At 62.5% G+C, this 18,954-nt stretch carries 14 protein-coding genes and 1 tRNA gene; 12 read left to right on the top strand and 3 right to left on the bottom strand.

The window, feature by feature from the left end:
• The first annotated feature begins 1 nt into the window (after position 1).
• The 5 genes from trmD to A9D13_RS03470 all read left to right on the top strand — a co-directional run bounded on the left by trmD (position 2) and on the right by A9D13_RS03470 (position 6,065).
• The gene (gene trmD, locus A9D13_RS03490) at positions 2-748 is read left to right on the top strand and encodes a tRNA (guanosine(37)-N1)-methyltransferase TrmD (RefSeq protein WP_066770152.1); all 747 of its coding nucleotides are present in this window, start codon (positions 2-4) and stop codon (positions 746-748) included.
• A complete protein-coding gene (rplS, locus tag A9D13_RS03485) occupies positions 745-1,113 on the top strand; it encodes a 50S ribosomal protein L19 (RefSeq protein WP_066770149.1) in 369 nt (122 codons plus the stop codon). Before trmD ends, rplS begins: the two co-directional genes overlap by 4 nt.
• A gap of 124 nt (positions 1,114-1,237) precedes the next feature.
• Positions 1,238-2,437, top strand: coding sequence for an APC family permease (locus A9D13_RS03480; RefSeq protein ID WP_229665510.1), 1,200 nt, complete (start codon positions 1,238-1,240; stop codon positions 2,435-2,437).
• A 168-nt stretch (positions 2,438-2,605) separates the two neighbouring features.
• On the top strand, positions 2,606-4,819 hold the full coding sequence (locus tag A9D13_RS03475) for a S9 family peptidase (protein WP_066770464.1): 2,214 nt from the start codon (positions 2,606-2,608) through the stop codon (positions 4,817-4,819).
• A 142-nt stretch (positions 4,820-4,961) separates the two neighbouring features.
• Positions 4,962-6,065, top strand: coding sequence for a branched-chain amino acid aminotransferase (locus A9D13_RS03470; protein WP_066770140.1), 1,104 nt, complete (start codon positions 4,962-4,964; stop codon positions 6,063-6,065).
• 37 nt (positions 6,066-6,102) lie between these two features.
• On the opposite strand, the gene A9D13_RS03465 is transcribed toward A9D13_RS03470, so the two are convergent.
• Both A9D13_RS03465 and A9D13_RS03460 read right to left on the bottom strand, forming a co-directional pair.
• Positions 6,103-6,633, bottom strand: a complete 531-nt coding sequence (locus A9D13_RS03465) for a hypothetical protein (protein WP_066770137.1) — start codon at positions 6,631-6,633, stop codon at positions 6,103-6,105.
• Positions 6,634-6,732: 99 nt separating this feature from the next.
• Positions 6,733-7,785, bottom strand: a complete 1,053-nt coding sequence (locus A9D13_RS03460) for a DNA topoisomerase IB (RefSeq protein ID WP_066770134.1) — start codon at positions 7,783-7,785, stop codon at positions 6,733-6,735.
• 128 nt (positions 7,786-7,913) lie between these two features.
• On the opposite strand from A9D13_RS03460, the gene A9D13_RS03455 reads away from it, so the two are divergent.
• The 3 genes from A9D13_RS03455 to A9D13_RS03445 all read left to right on the top strand — a co-directional run bounded on the left by A9D13_RS03455 (position 7,914) and on the right by A9D13_RS03445 (position 10,502).
• A tRNA-Gln gene (locus A9D13_RS03455) sits at positions 7,914-7,988 on the top strand.
• 286 nt (positions 7,989-8,274) lie between these two features.
• Positions 8,275-9,981, top strand: a complete 1,707-nt coding sequence (locus A9D13_RS03450; protein ID WP_066770458.1) for a cation:proton antiporter domain-containing protein — start codon at positions 8,275-8,277, stop codon at positions 9,979-9,981.
• Positions 9,982-10,064: 83 nt separating this feature from the next.
• The gene (locus A9D13_RS03445; protein WP_066770132.1) at positions 10,065-10,502 is read left to right on the top strand and encodes a CBS domain-containing protein; all 438 of its coding nucleotides are present in this window, start codon (positions 10,065-10,067) and stop codon (positions 10,500-10,502) included.
• A gap of 27 nt (positions 10,503-10,529) precedes the next feature.
• Here the strand turns inward: A9D13_RS03445 and A9D13_RS03440 are convergent, their stop codons facing one another.
• Positions 10,530-11,186, bottom strand: a complete 657-nt coding sequence (locus A9D13_RS03440) for a (d)CMP kinase (RefSeq protein WP_066770129.1) — start codon at positions 11,184-11,186, stop codon at positions 10,530-10,532.
• 438 nt (positions 11,187-11,624) lie between these two features.
• On the opposite strand from A9D13_RS03440, the gene A9D13_RS03435 reads away from it, so the two are divergent.
• The 4 genes from A9D13_RS03435 (at position 11,625) to A9D13_RS03420 (ending at position 18,908) form a co-directional block, all read left to right on the top strand.
• Complete coding sequence (locus A9D13_RS03435; RefSeq protein WP_066770126.1) at positions 11,625-12,710, top strand: LuxR C-terminal-related transcriptional regulator; 1,086 nt, start codon at positions 11,625-11,627, stop codon at positions 12,708-12,710.
• 78 nt (positions 12,711-12,788) lie between these two features.
• Entirely contained in the window at positions 12,789-16,094 is a 3,306-nt protein-coding gene (locus A9D13_RS03430) for a hypothetical protein (protein WP_244884879.1), read from the top strand.
• Positions 16,094-16,990: a mechanosensitive ion channel family protein gene (locus A9D13_RS03425; RefSeq protein WP_066770112.1), complete on the top strand. Its 897-nt coding sequence runs from the start codon at positions 16,094-16,096 to the stop codon at positions 16,988-16,990. Before A9D13_RS03430 ends, A9D13_RS03425 begins: the two co-directional genes overlap by 1 nt.
• A gap of 49 nt (positions 16,991-17,039) precedes the next feature.
• A complete protein-coding gene (locus A9D13_RS03420; RefSeq protein WP_066770109.1) occupies positions 17,040-18,908 on the top strand; it encodes an ABC-F family ATP-binding cassette domain-containing protein in 1,869 nt (622 codons plus the stop codon).
• Positions 18,909-18,954 lie beyond the last annotated feature (46 nt).

Below are 18,954 nucleotides of genomic sequence, written 5' to 3'. Positions count from 1 at the left end.
CATGGCTTTCGCTGCCACCGTATTGACTCTCTACCCCGACATGTTTCCGGGTCCGCTGGGCCACAGCCTAGCGGGCCGCGCGCTGGGCGAGGGCGCATGGTCGATGGATGCGGTGCAGATCCGCGATTTCGCGACCGACAAGCATCGCACCGTCGACGATACGCCTGCAGGCGGCGGCGCGGGCATGGTGCTGAAGGCCGATGTACTGGCCGCCGCGATCGACCATGCGCGCAGCACGAACCCCGATAGCCCGGTGCTGGCGATGACGCCGCGCGGCAAGCCGATCACGCAGGCCCGCGTGCGCGAACTGGCCGCAGGGCCGGGCGCGATCATCCTGTGCGGACGGTTCGAGGGTTTCGACGAGCGCATCTTCGAGGGGCGCGACGTGGAAGAGGTGTCGATGGGCGACATCATCCTGTCGGGCGGCGAATGCGGCGCGCTGATGCTTCTCGACGCTTGCATTCGGCTCATTCCCGGCGTAATGGGCGCCGCTTCTAGCGGAGTCGAGGAATCGTTCGAGAACGGCCTCCTCGAATATCCGCATTACACCCGGCCCGCTGAATGGGAAGGGCGCACGATCCCTGAAGTGCTGCGATCGGGGGATCATGCGAAGATCGCTGCTTGGCGAAAGCAGAGAAGCGAAGACGATACACGGTTACGCAGGCCGGACCTTTGGGAACGTCATGGTGACGTTCGGGGCCAGCCTGCCTCTGGCGCGCGGCAAAAAGATGAAGGCACAGGCAAATGAACCTGATCCAGCAGCTTGAAGCTGAAGCCATCCAGGCTCTCGGCAAGGATATTCCGGAATTTCGTGCGGGTGACACCGTGCGCGTCGGCGTGCGCGTCGTGGAAGGCACGCGTGAGCGTGTGCAGAACTACGAAGGCGTGGTGATCGCGCGTTCGAACCGCGGCATGGGTTCCAACTTCACCGTTCGCAAGATGTCGTTCGGCGAAGGCGTGGAGCGTGTTTTCCCGCTGTACTCGCCCAACATCGACAGCATCACCGTGGTCCGCCGCGGTGTCGTGCGTCGTGCCAAGCTGTATTATCTGCGCGGTCGTACCGGCAAGCGCGCTCGCATCGCCGAGCGCAAGACGGTGCGCGAGGAGGCATAAGCCTCTTTCGTTTCGCGGGCCCCTTGGTCCTGCGCAACGAGCGACTAGATTGAGGGCGGCTCCCGGCAGGGGGCCGCCCTTTTTCTTTGCCCGGATGCCGGGCGCGTATTTCCCGGAGTTTCGCGTGACCGACCAGTCCACCAACCGCACCGGGGGCGTCCTCGGTTTCGGAGGCGCATGGGCGATGGCGGTGGGCGGCATGATCGGTGGCGGAATCTTTTCGACGCTTGGCGTCGTGATCTCGGTCGCGGGGCGCTATGCGGCGATTTCCTTCCTGATCGGCGGGCTGATCGCATTCGGCACGGGCCATAGCTACTCACGGCTGACGGTGGCGAGGGACGCGCCCGGTGGCTCTTACGGTTTCCTTCGCGATCTTGGCCATGTGCGGCTTGCCCGCGCAGTGGTGTGGACGCTGATCGCGGGCTATGTGCTGACGGTCGCGGTCTATGGCTTCACCTTCGGCGCCTATGCCGCGAACGCATTCGGCGCACCCGCCTGGGCAGCCAAAGCGGCCTCGATTGCGGCCATCGCGATCATCGCAGGCGTTAATCTCCTGGGCGCGCGGCAGGCCACCATCGTCGAACTCGTCGCGGTCTGGGCGAAGCTTCTCATCCTTCTCGGCCTTGCAGGGCTGGGCCTCTGGCACTGGGCGCCCGAACGGCTCGCGCTGCCTGCCCACGAAGCGGTTGGCCCGCTGGGTGCGCTGGCAGGCGTAGGCGTGGTTTTCATGGCTTATGAAGGGTTTCAGCTCCTTTCCTACGACTATGACGAAATGAAGGACCCGCCCAGAACGATCAGCCGCGCCATGGCTTGGTCAATCGCGGCGACGACGCTCACCTATATCCTTGTCGCCATTGGCGCGCCCATGCTGGCCGGCGCGGACCAGATCGTCGCGCGCGAGGAGATCGCCCTGGCAGAGGCAGGGCAGGCTGCCCTGGGCGCGTTGGGCTTCGTTCTCGTCACTATCGCCGCGGTATTTTCCACCGCCAGCGCCATCAATGCGACCGTTTTTGCCACCGCGCGCCTTGCGGGCGGGGCAGCGAAGGATGGCGAACTGCCTGCTGCATTTGCCCGCACTTCGGGCAGCGGGGTGCCGCATGTTGGCGTTCTGGTCATTTCCGCGCTCGCGATGGTGCTGGCCATCATCGGTGGGATCGAACAGCTGGTGGAGGGCGCGAGCTTTGTATTCCTGCTTGTCTTTGCGCTGGTGAACGGCATCGCGTGGCGGCAGCGCGTGGCGCACAGATGGATGAGCGGGGCTGCCTGTATGGCCGCGATCGCTTCAGCTGTGGTTCTGGTTCTCTATGTCACAGGGGGCATCTGATCATGGCGTATGTCGATAGACGAACTATGGTTGCAATTGGTACCAATCGCGTCAAGAAAGCGCCAATCCCTCAAGCAAGTACACGGTTTCCCCCACATGCTCGGTTTCAAGAATGCATTTCCCATCGTTTCTGCAATCGCCCTCGGGGCTAGTCTGGTGAGCCCTGCCATGGCGCAAGATTACAAGATTCCCGGTACCGCCGAAGCGCCGATGCCGGTGCCCGATGTCCCGCAAAAGGAGCTGACGCTGGAGCGTATCGCGGGCAGCCCGTCGCTGAACGGTGCGTCGCCGCGTTCGATGCGCCTGTCACCCGACGGCCGCTACCTCACGCTGCTGCGCCCGCGCGACGATGATCGGTATCGCTACGATCTGTGGGCCTATGATCGCGAAAGCGGCGAATGGTCGATGCTGGTCGATTCCGAAAAATTCGGCACAGGCCGCGAATTGTCCGAAGCCGAAAAGATGCAGCGCGAACGTGGGCGCATCGGATCGCTGAAGGGGATCGTCTCGTACAGCTGGGCCGACGATGCGAAATCCATCCTCGTGCCGCTTGATGGCGATCTGTTTCTGGCCAAGCTCGATGGCACCGTCACCCGCCTGACCGATAGCGAGGAGGGGGAACTCAACCCCGTCATTTCGCCCGACAGCAAGCACGTCTCCTTCGTGCGCGAAGGCCGCCTTTATGTCGCGCCGATCGGCGGCGAACCGGTCGCCGTAACGCCAGAGGAAACAAGCGACACCGTCCACTGGGGCGAGGCCGAATTCGTCGCGCAAGAGGAAATGGACCGCGACTACGGTTACAAGTGGAGCCCGGATGGCAGCCGCATCGCGGTGCTGCGCTATGACGAGGCGCCGGTGAATATCGTCACCCGCACTTCGATCGGCGCTGGCAGCACGCGCACCTATGATCAGCGTTACCCGGCCGCGGGCACGCCCAATGTGCTGATCGACCTGTATGTCATGGATCCCGATGGCAGCGATCTTGTAAAGGTCGACATCGGCACCGATCCCGACATCTATGTCACCCGCGTCGACTGGGCACCGGGCGGCGTGCTTTACCTCCAGCGCGTGAACCGCGCGCAGGACACGCAGGACATGCTCAAGATCGACCCTGCCACTGGCAAGAGCGAGGTGATCTTCAGCGAAAAGGCGGCGGAAGGGCACTGGATCAACCGGACCTCCAATTACAAGTTCCTCAAGGACGGTTCGGTCATCTGGTGGTCGGAGCGTAGCGGTTTTGGCCATCTCTACCGCTTTGCCAATGGCAAGATGACCCAGCTGACCAAGGGCGACTGGGTCGTCACCGATCTTGTCGGCGTGGATGAAAAGGCGGGCACGCTCTGGTTCGAAGGGCGCATGGACGGCCCGCTCCAGAACCAGCTCTACAAGCTCGACTATGCGAACAAGGGCAAGCCCGACCGCCTGAGCGAGCTGGGCTGGAACTATGGCGTTTCCATGGACGGCGAGGCGCGCACGATGGTCGTGGCGCGGTCCAACACCAACCAGCCCACGCAATATTTCCTGGCCGATAATCAGGGCAAGCCCATCACCTGGCTGCTGGAAAACAAGATCGACGCGGCCCACCCCTATGCGCCCTATGCCGCCAGCCACGCGGCCGCGCATTTCGGCACGCTCAAGGCCGAGGATGGGTCGACGCTCTATTGGAAGATGCTGGTGCCCCCGATGGAGGAGGGCAAGAAATACCCGGTCATGTTCCATCACTATGGCGGCCCGCACGCGCAGGACGTGACCAAGGCATGGGCCAGCTCTGCCGAGCAGTTCTGGGTCGACAAGGGCTATATCTATTTCGAGATCGACAATCGCGGCTCGAACAATCGCGGCGTCGAATTCGAAAAGCAGATCCGCGAAGCCATGGGCACGGTGGAGGTTGCCGACCAGAAGACCGGCGGCACCTTCCTCAAGTCGCTGGCCTTCGTCGATCCTGACCGGATCGCGATCTATGGCGGCAGCTATGGCGGTTACATGACCTTGAAGATGCTGGAGGCCGATCCCGGCTTTTACGCCGCGGGCATCGCGGCCAGCTCTGTCACCAAGTGGGAAATGTACGACACCAATTACACCGAACGCTATATGGGCGATCCGCGTAAGGTGCCCGAGGCTTACAAGGCCTCGAACACGATAGAGGACGCGGGCAAGATCAGCGACCCGCTGCTGATCACCCACGGCATGAGTGACGACAATGTGGTGATGGACAACACCACTGCCATGGTTGCCGCCATGCAGGAAGAGAACGTGTCGTTCGAGATGATGCTTTATCCCGGTTTCGGCCACGCGGTCGGCGGGCCGGTCATCACTCAGCACGTGCTGGGCACGATCCTGCGATTCCTTGAACAGAACGGAGTTCCGCCGGGCGGTCGCTGATACAAGATTGCGCAATTTAAATTGCGCGCAAAAACAGTTGGGTGAATTAATATTTCTTCGTTGCTTACGCGCGGGCTTGCCAGAGCCCGCGCGTGGGCCTAACCGGCTGCGTCCGCAATTTAAGACAGGAATCAGGTGAATTATGGCGAGTGAAGCCGCCGCGCAGATGAATTTCCAGACCATGGAACATCCTGCACCCATGCCTATCGATCAGCGCACGCAGGTGCTGCTGACGCCGGGCTTCGGCACGCAGTTCACCGACCACATGGTATCCATCGAATGGAGCGACACGCGCGGATGGCACAATGGCGTCATTGGCCCGCGCCATCCGATCCAGCTCGATCCCGCCGCTGCGGTCCTGCATTACGCGCAGGAAATATTCGAAGGTCTCAAGGCCTATCGCCACCCCGACGGCACCGCCGCGCTGTTCCGCCCCGAGGCGAATGCGAAGCGGTTCAACGATTCCGCCCGCCGCATGGCGATGCCCGAATTGCCTGAGGAGATGTTCCTGGAAGCGATCCGCCTGCTGGTCGAAAAGGACAATGGCTGGATCCCGGAGGAGGAGGGCTCCTCGCTCTATCTGCGCCCCTTCATGTTCGCGTCAGAGGCTTTCCTCGGCGTGCGTCCGGCCAAGCGTTACAAGTTCCTCGTGATCGCCAGCCCTGCGGGCAATTACTTCAAGTCGGGCGCGCCCGCCGTCTCGATCTGGGTGTCGAGCGATTATACTCGTGCAGCCCCCGGCGGTACCGGCGCTGCCAAATGCGGGGGCAATTACGCCGCCAGCCTTGTCCCCCAGGCCGAAGCGATCGAGCGCGGGCATGACCAGGTGGTCTTTCTCGACGCGGCAGAGCGGAAATGGATCGAGGAGCTGGGCGGCATGAACCTGTTCTTCGTCTTTGATGACGGGCGCGTGCTGACGCCCGCGCTGACCGGCACGATCCTGCCGGGCATCACGCGCAACTCGCTCATCACCCTGCTGCGTGAAGAGGGGCTGACGGTCGAGGAAGGCCGCTACAGCCTTGAACAGTGGCGCGAGGATGCGACGACCGGGAAATTGGTCGAGACCTTCGCCTGCGGTACGGCAGCGGTCGTCACCGCGGTCGGCAGGGTTTCGGGCCATGATGGCGAATTCACGATCGGCACCGGCGGCCCCGGCCAACTCACGCAGAAGATGAAGGACCGCCTGACGGGCATTCAGCGCGGGCTGGTGGCCGATAGCCATGGCTGGGTGAAGAAGCTGGGCTAGCCGCGCGCACAAGGCAGGGCGGGGCGCTGTCAGCGTATTACCCTTCGCCCCGCAGTGATGGTTCGGGGTGACGGCGGTTCGCGAGTGAGAGCAGGTCGCCCGAATTGGCAAGGTAACGCTCGAACTCAAGCTCCCGATCACCGCTGAACGACAGGGTCACGCTGGTCGACAGCGCCGGTGCGCGTATCGCCACAAGGTCGGACATATCGACGCGCGCCTCACCGCCGGCATCGCGCAGTACGATGGCGTCCATGGACCATGCGACGACGCGTTCATAAAGCTGGTCATGAAAATCATGCGCCCAGATGGCGCAGGCCAATGCCGTGATAAGGGCGCCAAGGTTGCGGATGAACGCGCCGTCCTGCCCCCAGCCGCCTGCCAGCAGAAAGCCCGCCATGGTCGCCGTAACGATGCACATGACGGATAGAACGAAGCGGCCGATCATGCCCGGTTGCAGGCAGTCATATCCGCCGAGGCCCTGTCGCATGGCGCGATGCCGCCTTTCACCCCGCACGATCAGGGCTACGGCGATGGCAAAACCGAAAAGGGAGAAATAGGCGGCGATCATTAGGTGTCGGTCAGATAGCATTCTTCAAATTAAAGATAAATCCGCCGGAATCCCAATTCCGACCATTCCGGATGAAGTCTGCTTCAGGCCCGACCGCGTTCAGGCTGCCAGCAATTCGGCGGCGCTGGGGCTTTCTTCCAGCAACGCGATCAGCGCGCGTTCCTCGCGGGTCTGCCAGCGGGTCTTGCGCGGCAGCTTCAACGCCGCGCGCCATCGCTGCTGCCTGTCGACAAGAGCGATCACGGCGGGATGGATATAGGCCTTACGGGTGACCGCAGGGGTGTTACCCAGCCTTGTCGACACTTCTTCGAGCAGGGTTTTGATCGGGACCCGCCCGGTCGCGCCCGCCAAGGCGCCAAAGGCGAGCACGCTGCCATGAAAGGTCCGGAAATCCTTGGCCGAGAAATCGTCGCCCATGGCTTCGCGCAGATATTCGTTCACGTCGCTTGAACAGACCTTATGGGCGTTGCCGTCGTCATCGACATAGCCAAACAGGTGCTGCCCGGGCAGTTCGTGCATTTCCTCGACCACTTGGGCAAGGCTGCGGTCGGTCAGCGTCACTTCGCGCTCCTGTCCCGACTTTCCCTTGAAGTGCAGGACGAGACGCTTGCCTTTTACCTCGGCATGGCGATTGCGAAGAGTCGTGGCGCCAAAGCTCCGATTGCGCTTGGCATAAGCCTCGTTCCCGACCCGCAACCGACCGAGGTCGAGCAGGCGAACGACGCTGGCCACCGCGCGTTCGCGTGTAAGCCCCTGCGTCGCAAGATCGTCGGCGACACGCTTCCTGACCAGCGGCAGCGCCTTGCCAAAGGCGAGGCAGCGGTCGAATTTCTCTCCGTCCTGGTGACTGCGGAAATCGGGGTGATAACGATATTGCTTTCGGCCGCGTGCATCGATCCCGGTTGCCAGAATGTGGCCATTGGGAGCCGGGCAGAACCAGCCGTCGGTATAGGCGGGGGGCAGGGCGATGGCGTTCAGTCGGTCGATCTCGTCCCGGTCCTCGATGCGATCGCCTTTGGCATCGTAATAGGCCCATCCGCGTCCGCAGCGACGGCGAGAAATTCCCGGCAGGTCGTCATCGACGAAGATAAGCTTGGCAAGCCCGGCATTTCCCCCGGCATGTCCCTGAGATGGTTGTGTTCTACTTGCCATTATGGCCGTTGGAACGTTGATGTGGGGCGAGGGGTTCCACAGCAGTTGTGCTTTTCACGCCCGGAGGCCTTTTCAAAGCGGTCAAAGGGTTTATATGGCGGCCCCTGCAACCCATCGCGTTGCTCTGCTGGGGCGTAGCCAAGCGGTAAGGCACCGGTTTTTGGTACCGGCATGCGCAGGTTCGAATCCTGCCGCCCCAGCCAGCACAGTCTTCAGGCAGGGTTTTCTGCGGGTTTCGGGCGTTTACGTCCCAGCCAGCCCCTGTGTGCCGACAGACCGTACCGGCAATCTGTATAAATTCTCTGTCCCGGTCAGGTGTGAGCCCTGGCCTCAATCTCTGAAGCGGGGGGCGATCCCGGCGGGCATCGGATTGGCGTGCTACAGTCGGGAGCGCGACTCTATTCGCCTGATGAGGGCAGGCCTCGCCCCATTTCCCAGTCGACGGCAATCGCGTAAACTGCCCTGACGCACGTGGCCACGGAGAAAGCGGTGCATGCCACCATCCCCTATCTGCGCGAGATCCTGATCTTCCTTGCCGCAGCCGGATTGATCATGCCGGTTGCGCGCAAGATGCGGATCAGCCCGGTGCTCGGTTTTCTTTGCATCGGCTTTCTCGTGGGGCCCTATGGCCTCGGACGGCTCACATCGCAGTTGCCGGGTCTCAGCCTTGTCGTCATCACTGATATCGAGGGGGTCGAGGCGATTGGCGAATTGGGGGTGATTTTCCTCCTCTTCAGCATCGGGCTGGAAATGTCATTTCAGCGTATCTGGTCGATGCGGCGCGACGTTTTCGGGCTTGGGCTCTCGCAGATCATGGTCAGCGCTTTCGGGATCGGCGCTGCCGTGCTCTGGCTGGGGGGCAATGCCGAGAGTGCGATCCTGCTGGGCCTGTGCCTTGCGCTCTCTTCCACCGCGATCGTCATGCAGCTGTTGTCGGAGCAATTGCGGCTCAGCTCCTCTGCCGGCAAGGTGTCTTTCAGCGTATTGCTGATGCAGGATCTGGCAGTCGTGCCGATCCTGTTCCTGATAGGCCTGTTTTCCGGCCGGTCTGATGCAGCTTTTGCCGAAGCGATGCTGGCATTGGCGGAGGCCGCCGGTGTCATCCTCGCCATTTTCCTCGCCGGACGGTTTCTCGTACGCCCCCTGCTGCGCTTTGTCGGCGGAAGCGGGAGCCAGGAACTGTTCATGGCCTGCGTCCTGCTGCTGATAATCGGAACCTCGGCACTTACCGCGCTCGCAGGGCTTTCAATGGCACTGGGCGCATTTCTGGCCGGTCTGCTTTTTGCCGCGACCGAATATCGCCATCAGGTCCATAATGACATCGAGCCGTTCAAGGGGCTCTTGCTCGCGCTATTCTTCATATCGGTCGGCATGCGGCTTGACGTGGTTTCGATCTGGGATGACATCGGCCTGATCCTGCTGGCCGCTCTCGCACTGATCGTGTTCAAGGCCGCCGTCCTGTTCATCCTGGCGCGTTTGTTCCGACATTCGCGCGCGGTTTCTGCCGAAACCGCGATCCTGCTGGGGGAGGGCGGGGAATTCGCCCTGATCGCGGTGTCGGCGGCAACGGTCGCGGCGGTCATCCCGATGTCGATCGCCTATTTCGTCATTCCGGTCGTGGTGGTCAGCATGTTTGCGGCGCCGCTTCTGGCGGTCATCGGCAGGCGTGTCGCCCGCATCTTGTCGGTACGGGAAGCGGGCAGCGCAACCGGCAGCGATGGCGAGACCGCCGAGGGCCGGGTCATCATCGGGGGCTTTGGCCGGGTGGGCCGCGCCATCGGACGCATTCTCGAAGACCAGCAGATCCCCTATCTCGCCATTGATTGCGATCCCGATCTGGTGATGCGCCACCGCAATGCGGGCATCCCCATCCATTTCGGCAATGCCAATAACGATCGGTTCCTGCACCAGATCGGCATCGAAAAGGCGATCGCGTTCATTTCCACCATGGATGAACGCGACGGCGCAGCCGCAGTGGTAGAGGATCTTCATCGCTTTCACCCGCATCTACCCATCCTCGCCCGGGCGCGCGATCCGGCCCATGCGCGAGCTTTAAGGAACAAGGGGGCAGAACTTGCCATCCCGGAAACCACGGAGACCGGACTGCAACTGACCGAGGCAGTTCTGCAGGCCAGCGGCTTTCCGGACGAGCTCGCGCGATCGATTATCGAGAAGGAGCGTTCGAGCAGCGCATGAATTTTTCGGGAACTGTCGGCGGCTAAACTCGTTATTCAAGGTAAGGGTCGCGTTAGTGGCATCTGGGATGCCGGGCATTGGCCATGACAAGCGCACTCGAAATCATCACGAACAAAGGCAACGAAATCTGGTCCATCTCGGCTGGCGAGATGGTGCTGGAGGCGCTGAAACGGATGGCGCAGCACGACATTGGCGCGCTGATCGTTATGGAGGACAGCAAGCCGATCGGCCTGTTCACCGAACGACACTATGCCCGCAATGTTTTCCTGAAGGGACGTTCCTCTCCAGAAACGCCAGTCCGCGACGCGATGCGCGAGGGGTTTATCCATGTCCGTCCCGATCAGGACATTGACGAATGCATGGCCCTGATGACGCGTTGCAAGGTTCGGCACCTGTTGGTGATGGACGGGGATCGCCTGCTCGGCGTGCTTTCGATCGGCGACCTTGTCAAAAGCACCATCGCCGATCGCGAATTCACCATTGAGCAGCTTTCCAATTACATTTCGGGCAATGCTGCCTAAACGCCAAGGGCCGCCTGACCGGCACGGTCAGGCGCCAACCTCCAGCCCCTGCCGGGGTGGGGGCCATGCCAGCAGCCCCTCGACGATGCGCAAAGCGGCCTGATTGGCTTCCTCGTCATCCAGGTGGGACGTGTCGAGCAGCACGGCGTCGACAGCCTGCCGCAGCGGCGATGCCTCGCGCATGGTGTCGCGATCGTCGCGCAGGCTGATGTCGATGGCCACCTCCTTGATGCTGAGCGGATCCTCGCGCATGCGATAGCGCCGGTTGATGCGCCGCAGCCGCGCGTCGAAATCGGCGGCGAGGAAAAGCTTGGCGTCGGCGTCTGGCGCGATGGCCGTGCCGATGTCACGCCCATCCATGATGCAGCCGCCGGGGCGATGGGCAAATCTCCACTGGCGCTCGAACAATGTCTTGCGCACGCGCGGGTGCACGGCGATGCGGCTGGCCAGTCCGCCGATATATTCGGCTTGAAGTTCAGGCTCTTCCAGCATCAGTGGGTCAAAGTCGCATGCGGCCAGGGCATCCGCTTCGCTGTCGGCATCGCCCTCGATCTGCATGAGCTGGAAAGCTACCGCGCGATACAAGAGGCCGCTGCTGAGGTGAGGCAGGCTGAAATGGCGCGCCAGAAAGAGCGCGATTCCTTTCTTTCCCGATCCGATGGGGCCGTCGATTGCAATGATCATGTCACCACCGCTCCTTTCCGCCGATCCGGCGGGCGCTGTCGCGGCCTTGTGATGGTGGCGTGGCGCTTTTCCGCCCCGTCGCCAGAGCGCCAGGTCGGACCAGCGCCTTGTCCACGGACCATAGCATAAGTTGGCGCAGAACCCAATCAAAACAGGGAGATGCCTGTCATCGCCGGGGGATGCGAATGTTTCCCACCGTCTTATGGATTGCAAGTATTGGCATGAAGCCTCGTGCGTCACGAATGTGCGGATATTTAATCAACAGGCCCAAACGACCTTCATTTTTTGCCCATTTTTTGTAATAATGTAACAAGGTCGAGAGGACTTATTGGATTGAAGATATTATTTTTCCGAAATGACCTCATCTACCCTTGTAAAAAGAGCAGGAACCGGGTCACGTCCCAGTAATGGACCTTCATCGCGAAGCAGGACAAGCTTTTGGATATCATCGACCAAATCTATGACGCACTGGACGATGATGCCGTTTTCGCAAACCTCCCCGATGTCATCTGCAGAGAGATCGGGGCCCGAAGCTGCACCCTGCAGATCTTTGCGCCGGACGGGGCGATCATTCATCAGGCGATCAATTATTTCCCGGAAGAGATGGGGCGATACTACCTCGAACACGGCTTCGACAAGATGGATGCGTGGGCCGATGTCATGACGCCCGTGTCGCTGAGCACGGGCAGGGCCTGCCGGGCGAGCGACATGATGAAGCCGCAGGAATTCATGGATTCCCGGATGTTCAATGACTTTCTCCGAGCCTTTGGCGACGATAGCCTGTGGTGCGTGGGCACGATGGGGAAGCTGCGCGATGGCAGCCTGTTCCTGATCGGCAGCCACCGCGGCAAAGACGACGCCGATTTCGATGATGAGGCGATTGCCCGGATCGACCGCCTCGCTCCGCATTACCGGCGGATGATCAACGCGCGAAGCCGTCTGATCGAAGCCGAGCAGTCCGCAGCCATCGCGCAGAGCGGTCTGCATGCGGTGGGCGTGGCGATGCTCCTGCTCGACCATTGCGGGCGCATATGTTTCATGAACGAAACGGCTGCCTCTTTCGCCAAGAGCGGTTTTCTGTTCACGGCCACTGGCGGACGGATCGGATTTCCGGCGCCTGGTGTCCATTCGGCGTGGGAGCGTACCTTGCGCAGCGCGACGACGCGCACGGGAATGCGCGGCGGATCCTTCCTTGCCGACGACATGAATGGAGAGCGCTGGCACGTGCATCTCCAGCCCCGGCTGGTGGAAGGGCGCAGCCTTACCATGGCGATCATGGAGCGGGGAGCGATCGCACAGGATGCAGGCGTGATGCTGGCGGAAATGTATGAGCTGACCGATGCGGAAGTGCGGGTGGCCGTTGCCGTGGCGAAAGGCATGAGTGCCAAGCATATCGCGCAGGAGCTGGATGTGCGCGAACCCACCGTGCGGACCCATACGGCGCATATTTATGCCAAGATGAACATCAACAAGGCGAGCGATCTTGTCCGCCTGATAGCGGGGCTTCCGCTGCTGCGCAGATAAGCGCGGCGACATCTTCGCCAGACAGCATGTGAAGAAGGCGGAGGATCATTGTGCGCTTCCTGTTGCAGCGCCAGCAAGTTGATTGCATCATCCACCGCGATGAAGCCGCTTCGTTTCCTGCTTGCGCCCGCGCTTGCCGCAGCGGCGACGATCTTTTCGGTGATGCCCATATCGCCCGCCATGGCGCAGGGGCAGGGCGCTGCGCCATCCGCACCGGCGGGTGAGGCCGATACGCCGGCGCGACGGGCGGCGCGGATACGCGCTCTGGCCGATGGCGATCTTTCCCCTGCGATCGCAGCGCCGGACCTGTTTCGCTATTCACTCGGCGGGCCCGATGTGCTGCGGCTTCGCGCGGTTAAGCGGATGGTGGCGGAAAAATCCGTATTCGATGCCGCTGCCGCCGACCCGACCGCTCTTACCACGCTGTCGCCCGAACAGGCCGCGCTTGCCGTGGCCGAGGCATCGTTTCTGCGTCTGCCCGAGGCACGGCGCGAGCAATTGCTGGAGCAGCACGCACAAAAGCATGCCGCGTTCCAGCGCGAGCAGGACGAGGGCCGCAGCGATACGCGCGAAATCGAGGCGCTGACGCAGCAGCTTGGCGAATTGAGGGCGTTTCTAGATGGCAGGCCGACCAATCCGCTGGTGCTGAACGTCAATCCGCTGGCCGACGGACGAAGCGTGCTGGCAGGCGAGGCACCTGACGATGTGCCGCAGCCGGGCGAAAATGCCTCTGCCGATGATCGCATCGCCTGGCTGAAGGACCAGATCGTCCTCGCCAAGCGGCGCATCCTGCAATTGCCCCCTGAAAGGCTGGCGATGCTGGCCGCTGCATCCGGGATCAATTCCGGGGCTGGCGACGCGATCGCCCTTGCCGAAGCGCAGCTCGACCGCGCGCGCATGCAATTGAGCGATGCGCAGCTTGCCGCCATCAATGCCGCGAGCGAGCACGAACGCCTGATCGCGGGCGAGCATGCACGACTCTTGAAAGTGAAACAGGCGCAGGCGCAGTTCCGCTCCGATCTGGCGCGCAGCGTCAATCGCCCCGATGCGATCATGGAGGAAGCCTATAGCTGGCGCCGCCGCTCGCAGGACGCGGCCAGCGGGGTCGAGACCGGGGCCGATACGCTATACGGTGAGCTGGTGGCGGAATTGACGCAGGTCCGCCGCGACCTGCGCGCCGCCTTGAATGCGCCCGACATTCCCGCTTCGGCGCAACTCGATCCCCCTTCGCTTGATCCCGCGCTGCTGCCCGATGCCCCTGAAACGCGGGCTCTGCGCGGAGAGGTTGCCGGGCTCGTCGCCGATGCGGCCAAGCTTCGTGCCGCCTATCTGGAGCAGCTATGGGAACGGCGCGAGGCGCTGCGCAATTCGATGAACCTGCTCAACGATGCGCGGTTGACGCTGCTCACCTCGCTAAGCGTGGGCAAGCGCGCGCGGGTTACCGGATTCGGCGCGGAAGGCGTGGCGCAGGTCCGGCGCGAGATTTCCGAAATCGTGCTCGAATTGCGCTTCAACCTGCAGTCATGGCGGCGCACGCTCATGGACCTCGCCGACCGGGTGGCAACGCCCAGCCCCGGTTTCGTCCTGGCGATGCTGCGGATATTCGTGCTGCTGCTGTTTTTCGCATGGTGGCGCAGGCGCGGCGATGTCATCCTTACGCGGGCTGAGGTGGAGGCGGCGCGAAAGCGTCCGCGGACCATGGCACTGTCACTTCAGACTGCGGCGCTGCGGCATTGGCGCGGCATTCGCGGTCCTCTCGACTGGCTGATTTTGACAGCACTGCTCTGGTGGCTCTGGCCAGACGAGCTGGTCGTATCGGGCCTGCGCTTTGTCTGGATCGTGCTGTTCTGGTCGCTGGCGACGGTGGTGCTGGTGCGGCTCGTCAATGAATTGGCAAGCGGGCGGCGGCGCGAAGATCCGCGCGCGGCGCTGCGCTGGCGGTCGCTGAAGCTGTTGGCGGGCTCGCTTCTGGTGATCGGCCTGATGCTCAACCTGACGCGCGCGGTCGTCGGGCGCGGGGCAATCTATAACTGGGTGGTGACGGCGGCGTGGCTGCTGGTGCCGGTCGTCGCGGTCCTGCTGGCCCATTGGTGGCGCGAACGCATCGTGCGGCTTGCCGATGCGCAGGCAAGCGATAGCGCGCTGCTGCGCTGGGTGGCGCGCGATCCAGGCGGCATTACCGGCAATCTGGGGCGGATCGCCGTGGGGCTGCTCCTGCTTTTAAAAGGCATGCGGCTGATCATTGCGCGCCGCATTCGCGACGTCGCGCTGGTGCGCGAAATGCTGGATCAGCGTTCACGCCTTGCTGCGGAAAAGCAGGTCGCGCAGGACAAGGCGAGCGGTCGGTTCCACCGCCTGCCGCCGGAAACGCTGGCGGTATTCGAACCGCATCGCCTACCCGCAAAGCTGCGCACGGGCCGCGAGAGGCCGGGGCAAAACCCGCTGCCGCAGGTTAAGGCGGGATCGCTGACGCTGGTGATTGGCGAACGCGGGCTTGGCAAATCTTCTTTCCTGCACGACCTTGCCGAGAATTGCGGTGAGGAATGCCGGATCATCTCGCTCGAAATTCCGCAATGTCCGGGGCCTGATGCGCTTGACGCCCTGCTGGCAGATGCAGGCGTGGGCGCGGGTTTCATCTCGGGTGAGGGCGAGCATCTGTTCATCATGGTCGATGACATCCAGCGCCTGATCGTGCCCGCGATTGGCGGGCTGTCGGAACTGGACCGGCTGATCACGCTGGCCCGCGCCAGCGGACCGCGCTGCCGCTGGGTGTTCACGATCTCCGAAGCGTCGTGGCGTTTCCTCCAGCGCGCGCGCAGCGACCGGATCCTGTTCGACACCATGATCGAATTGCCGCACTGGTCTGCAGCCGAGCTGCGTTCCCTGATCGAACGGCGGACGGCGCAAGCCGGGATCGACCCCGATTTTTCCGACATGATCGACGATGGCGTCTTTGAATTCGGTGAGGACGTGTCCCCCATCGAACGCCGCAAACGCGGCTATTTCGAGCGTTTGACCGATTATGTCAGCGGCAACCCGGCGATCGCGCTGGACACATGGCGGCGATCCCTGTTCGTGGATGGCCGCGACCAAAGGGTGACGGTGCGGACCTTCGACACGCCGCCGGTCGATACGCTGGCGGCGCTTCCCATGCCTGCGCTATTCGTGCTGCGCGTGATCCTGCAAATGGATTTCGCCGATGTGCGCGCCATTCGCGCCAGTACCGACCTGCCCGACATGATGGTCAGTGACGCTTTGCGCAGGTTGGAACGCATGGGCGTCGCCGTGGAAACCGACGGCGGTTACCAGATCGCGCTGCACTGGTGGATCGAGGTGGTGCGCCTGCTTGCCCGCCAGAACCTGATCGTCAGGGAGAAAAGGTGATGGTGAAACAATCCCTTCGCCGCATCGCGTGCGCCTTTGCCGGACTGGCCGCGATCTGGGCGGTACCGGCGCTGGCGCAGGAAGATATCGACGTCAATACGATCAACCGGCTGGCCGATGTGGTGCGCTGGGGCGGGGTCATCAGCTCTGTCTTCGTAATCGCGGGCGCGTGGGCGCTGCTGCGCCTGCTTTCGCGCTTCGTCACGGCATTTGGCTCGGAATTCTCTTCCCGCCGCCTGACGCTGCACAAGGTTTCGACCATCGGGCAGTTCATCGTCTATGTCGCGACGACGGTTATCGTCCTTCTGCTCTCGTTCCGGTTCGATGAAACGACGCTGGCCCTGATCGGCGGTACGGTCGCGGTGGCGGTAGGTTTCGCGATGAAGGATCTGGTGGCATCGTTCATCGCGGGCGTCATCGTCATGCTCGACCGTCCGTTTCAGGTGGGCGACCGGGTCAATTTTGGCGGCGAATATGGCGACATCACCGCCATCGGCCTGCGTTCCGTGCGCATGCAGACTTTGGACGACAACACCGTCACCATCCCCAACAGCAAGTTCCTGTCCGATGTGACATCGTCGGGCAATTACGGCGCGCTCGACATGCAGGTGGTGATGGACTTTCTTATCGCCGCCGATCAGGACATTGAAAGAGCAAGGGAAATCGTGAACGAGGCCGTGTTGTCGAGCCGGTTCGTATTCCTTGCAAAACCGGTCGTTATCCTCGTCAATCAATGGTCGACGACGCATCTTGTCGGGGTGCGCCTGCGGCTCAAGGCCTATGTCCTCGACACGCGGTTTGAAAAGGCGTTCGAATCCGATGTGAACCTGCGCGTGCTCCGCGCTTTCCAGCAAGAGGGCATCGCCACCCCCGGAAGTGCGGTGATTTCGGCCTGATGGCGCTTCCGCTGTTTCGCAGTCGCGAAAGCACTGCTATCGGGCCGCGATGCTTACGATTGATGCCATTACCGTCCGGCTTGGCGGCCGACCGATTATCGAGGGGGCGAGCGCCTCGATCCCGCAGGGCGCGCGCGTCGGTCTGATCGGGCGCAATGGCGCGGGTAAGTCCACGCTGATGAAGACGCTGATCGGAGAGCTTGAGCCGGACGAGGGCGAGATCTCGAAGCCCAATCGCGCCCGTCTTGGCTATATCGCGCAGGAAGCGCCCGCCGGACAGGCCACGCCCGAAGAGGTTGTGCTGGCCGCCGATACCGAACGCGCCGCGCTGCTGGAGGAATCCGAAACCTGCACCGACCCGAACCGTCTGGGCGATGTGCACGAACGTCTTCTCGCCATCGATGCGTATAGCGCCCCGGCTCGCGCGGCGAAGATTTTGAGCGGTCTGGGTTTCGACGAAGAGATGCAGAAGCGTCCGCTCGATAGCTTTTCGGGCGGGTGGAAGATGCGCGTTGCCCTTGGCGCGCTGCTGTTTTCCGAACCCGATGTGCTGCTGCTCGATGAACCGTCGAACCACCTCGACCTCGAGGCGACGCTCTGGCTTGAGAATTTCCTGAAAAGCTATCCCGCGACGCTGCTGGTGATCAGCCACGAACGCGACCTGCTCAACAAGGTCGTCGACCATATCCTGCATCTGCAGGGCGGCAAGCTGACGCTCTATTCGGGCGGCTATGACGCGTTTGAAAAACAGCGGGCCGAACGCGCCGCGCAGCTTGAGGCAGCGCGTGCATCGCAGGAAGCGCAGCGCAAGAAGCTGCAGGATTACGTCGCCCGCAATTCGGCGCGTGCATCGACTGCGAAACAGGCGCAGTCGCGTGCCAAGATGCTCGCAAAAATGCAGCCGATTGCGGCACTTGCCGATGATCCTTCGCTCAGCTTCGATTTTCCGTCGCCGGGTGAATTGCGGTCCCCGATGATCAATCTGGATGGCGCGGCTGTCGGCTATGGCGATGCGCCGCCGGTATTGAAGCGGCTCAATCTTCGCATCGATGCGGATGACCGCATCGCGCTGCTGGGCCGCAACGGCAATGGCAAGACGACGCTGGCGCGCCTGCTGGCATCGCAGCTTGCGCCGGCAGAAGGGGAGATCAATGCGCCCGGCAAGATGAAGGCAGGCTATTTCACCCAGTATCAGGTGGAGGAACTGGCGAGCGACGAGACCCCGCTGCAGCTCATGACCCGCGCGATGGAAGGCAAGACGCCCGCCGCGGTGCGCGGGCAGCTCGGCCGCTTCGGCTTTTCCGGGCCAAGGGCGGAGCAGAAGGTCGAAAAGCTGTCGGGCGGCGAACGCGCGCGTCTGGCGCTTGCCATCATCACCCGCGATGCGCCTCATCTCCTCATCCTCGACGAGCCGACGAACCACCTCGACGTCGATGCGCGTGAGGCCTTGATCCAGGCGCTGAACGATTATTCGGGCGCGGTTATCCTCATCAGCCACGATCGCCACATGGTCGAACTGACCGCCGACCGGCTCGTGCTGGTCGATGAAGGCACGGCGCGCGAGTATGCGGGCAGCATGGATGATTACATCGACTTCGTGCTGGGCCGGAACCAGCCGAAGGCCGATAAAAAGGCGCCTGCGAAAAAGCCTGCTGGCAACACCGCAAAATCGCGTGCGAAGGCGCGCTTCGTCAAATCCGAGCTGTCGAAGGTCGAGAAGGCGATGCAAAAGCTCCAGTCCGAAATCAAGGAACTGGACCGCGCCATGTACGAACCGGCCAGCGCCGACCCGTCGCTTTCGGGCATGAAGATGAGCGATCTACTCTCGCGCCGCGCGCAAAAGGCCGAAAAGCTGGAAGCGGTCGAGATCGAATGGCTTGGCCTTGGCGAAGAGCTTGAGGAAATCGAGGGCGAATAAGGGGCGCGACTGTCCTTGCCCCATGGCAAGGCGGTTTATAAAGGGG

Origin of the sequence: Croceicoccus mobilis, assembly GCF_001661965.1 — a bacterium.
Lineage (GTDB): Bacteria > Pseudomonadota > Alphaproteobacteria > Sphingomonadales > Sphingomonadaceae > Croceicoccus > Croceicoccus mobilis.
The sequence above is the reverse complement of the archived record's forward strand: the minus strand, read 5'-3'. Positions and strand labels throughout refer to the sequence as shown.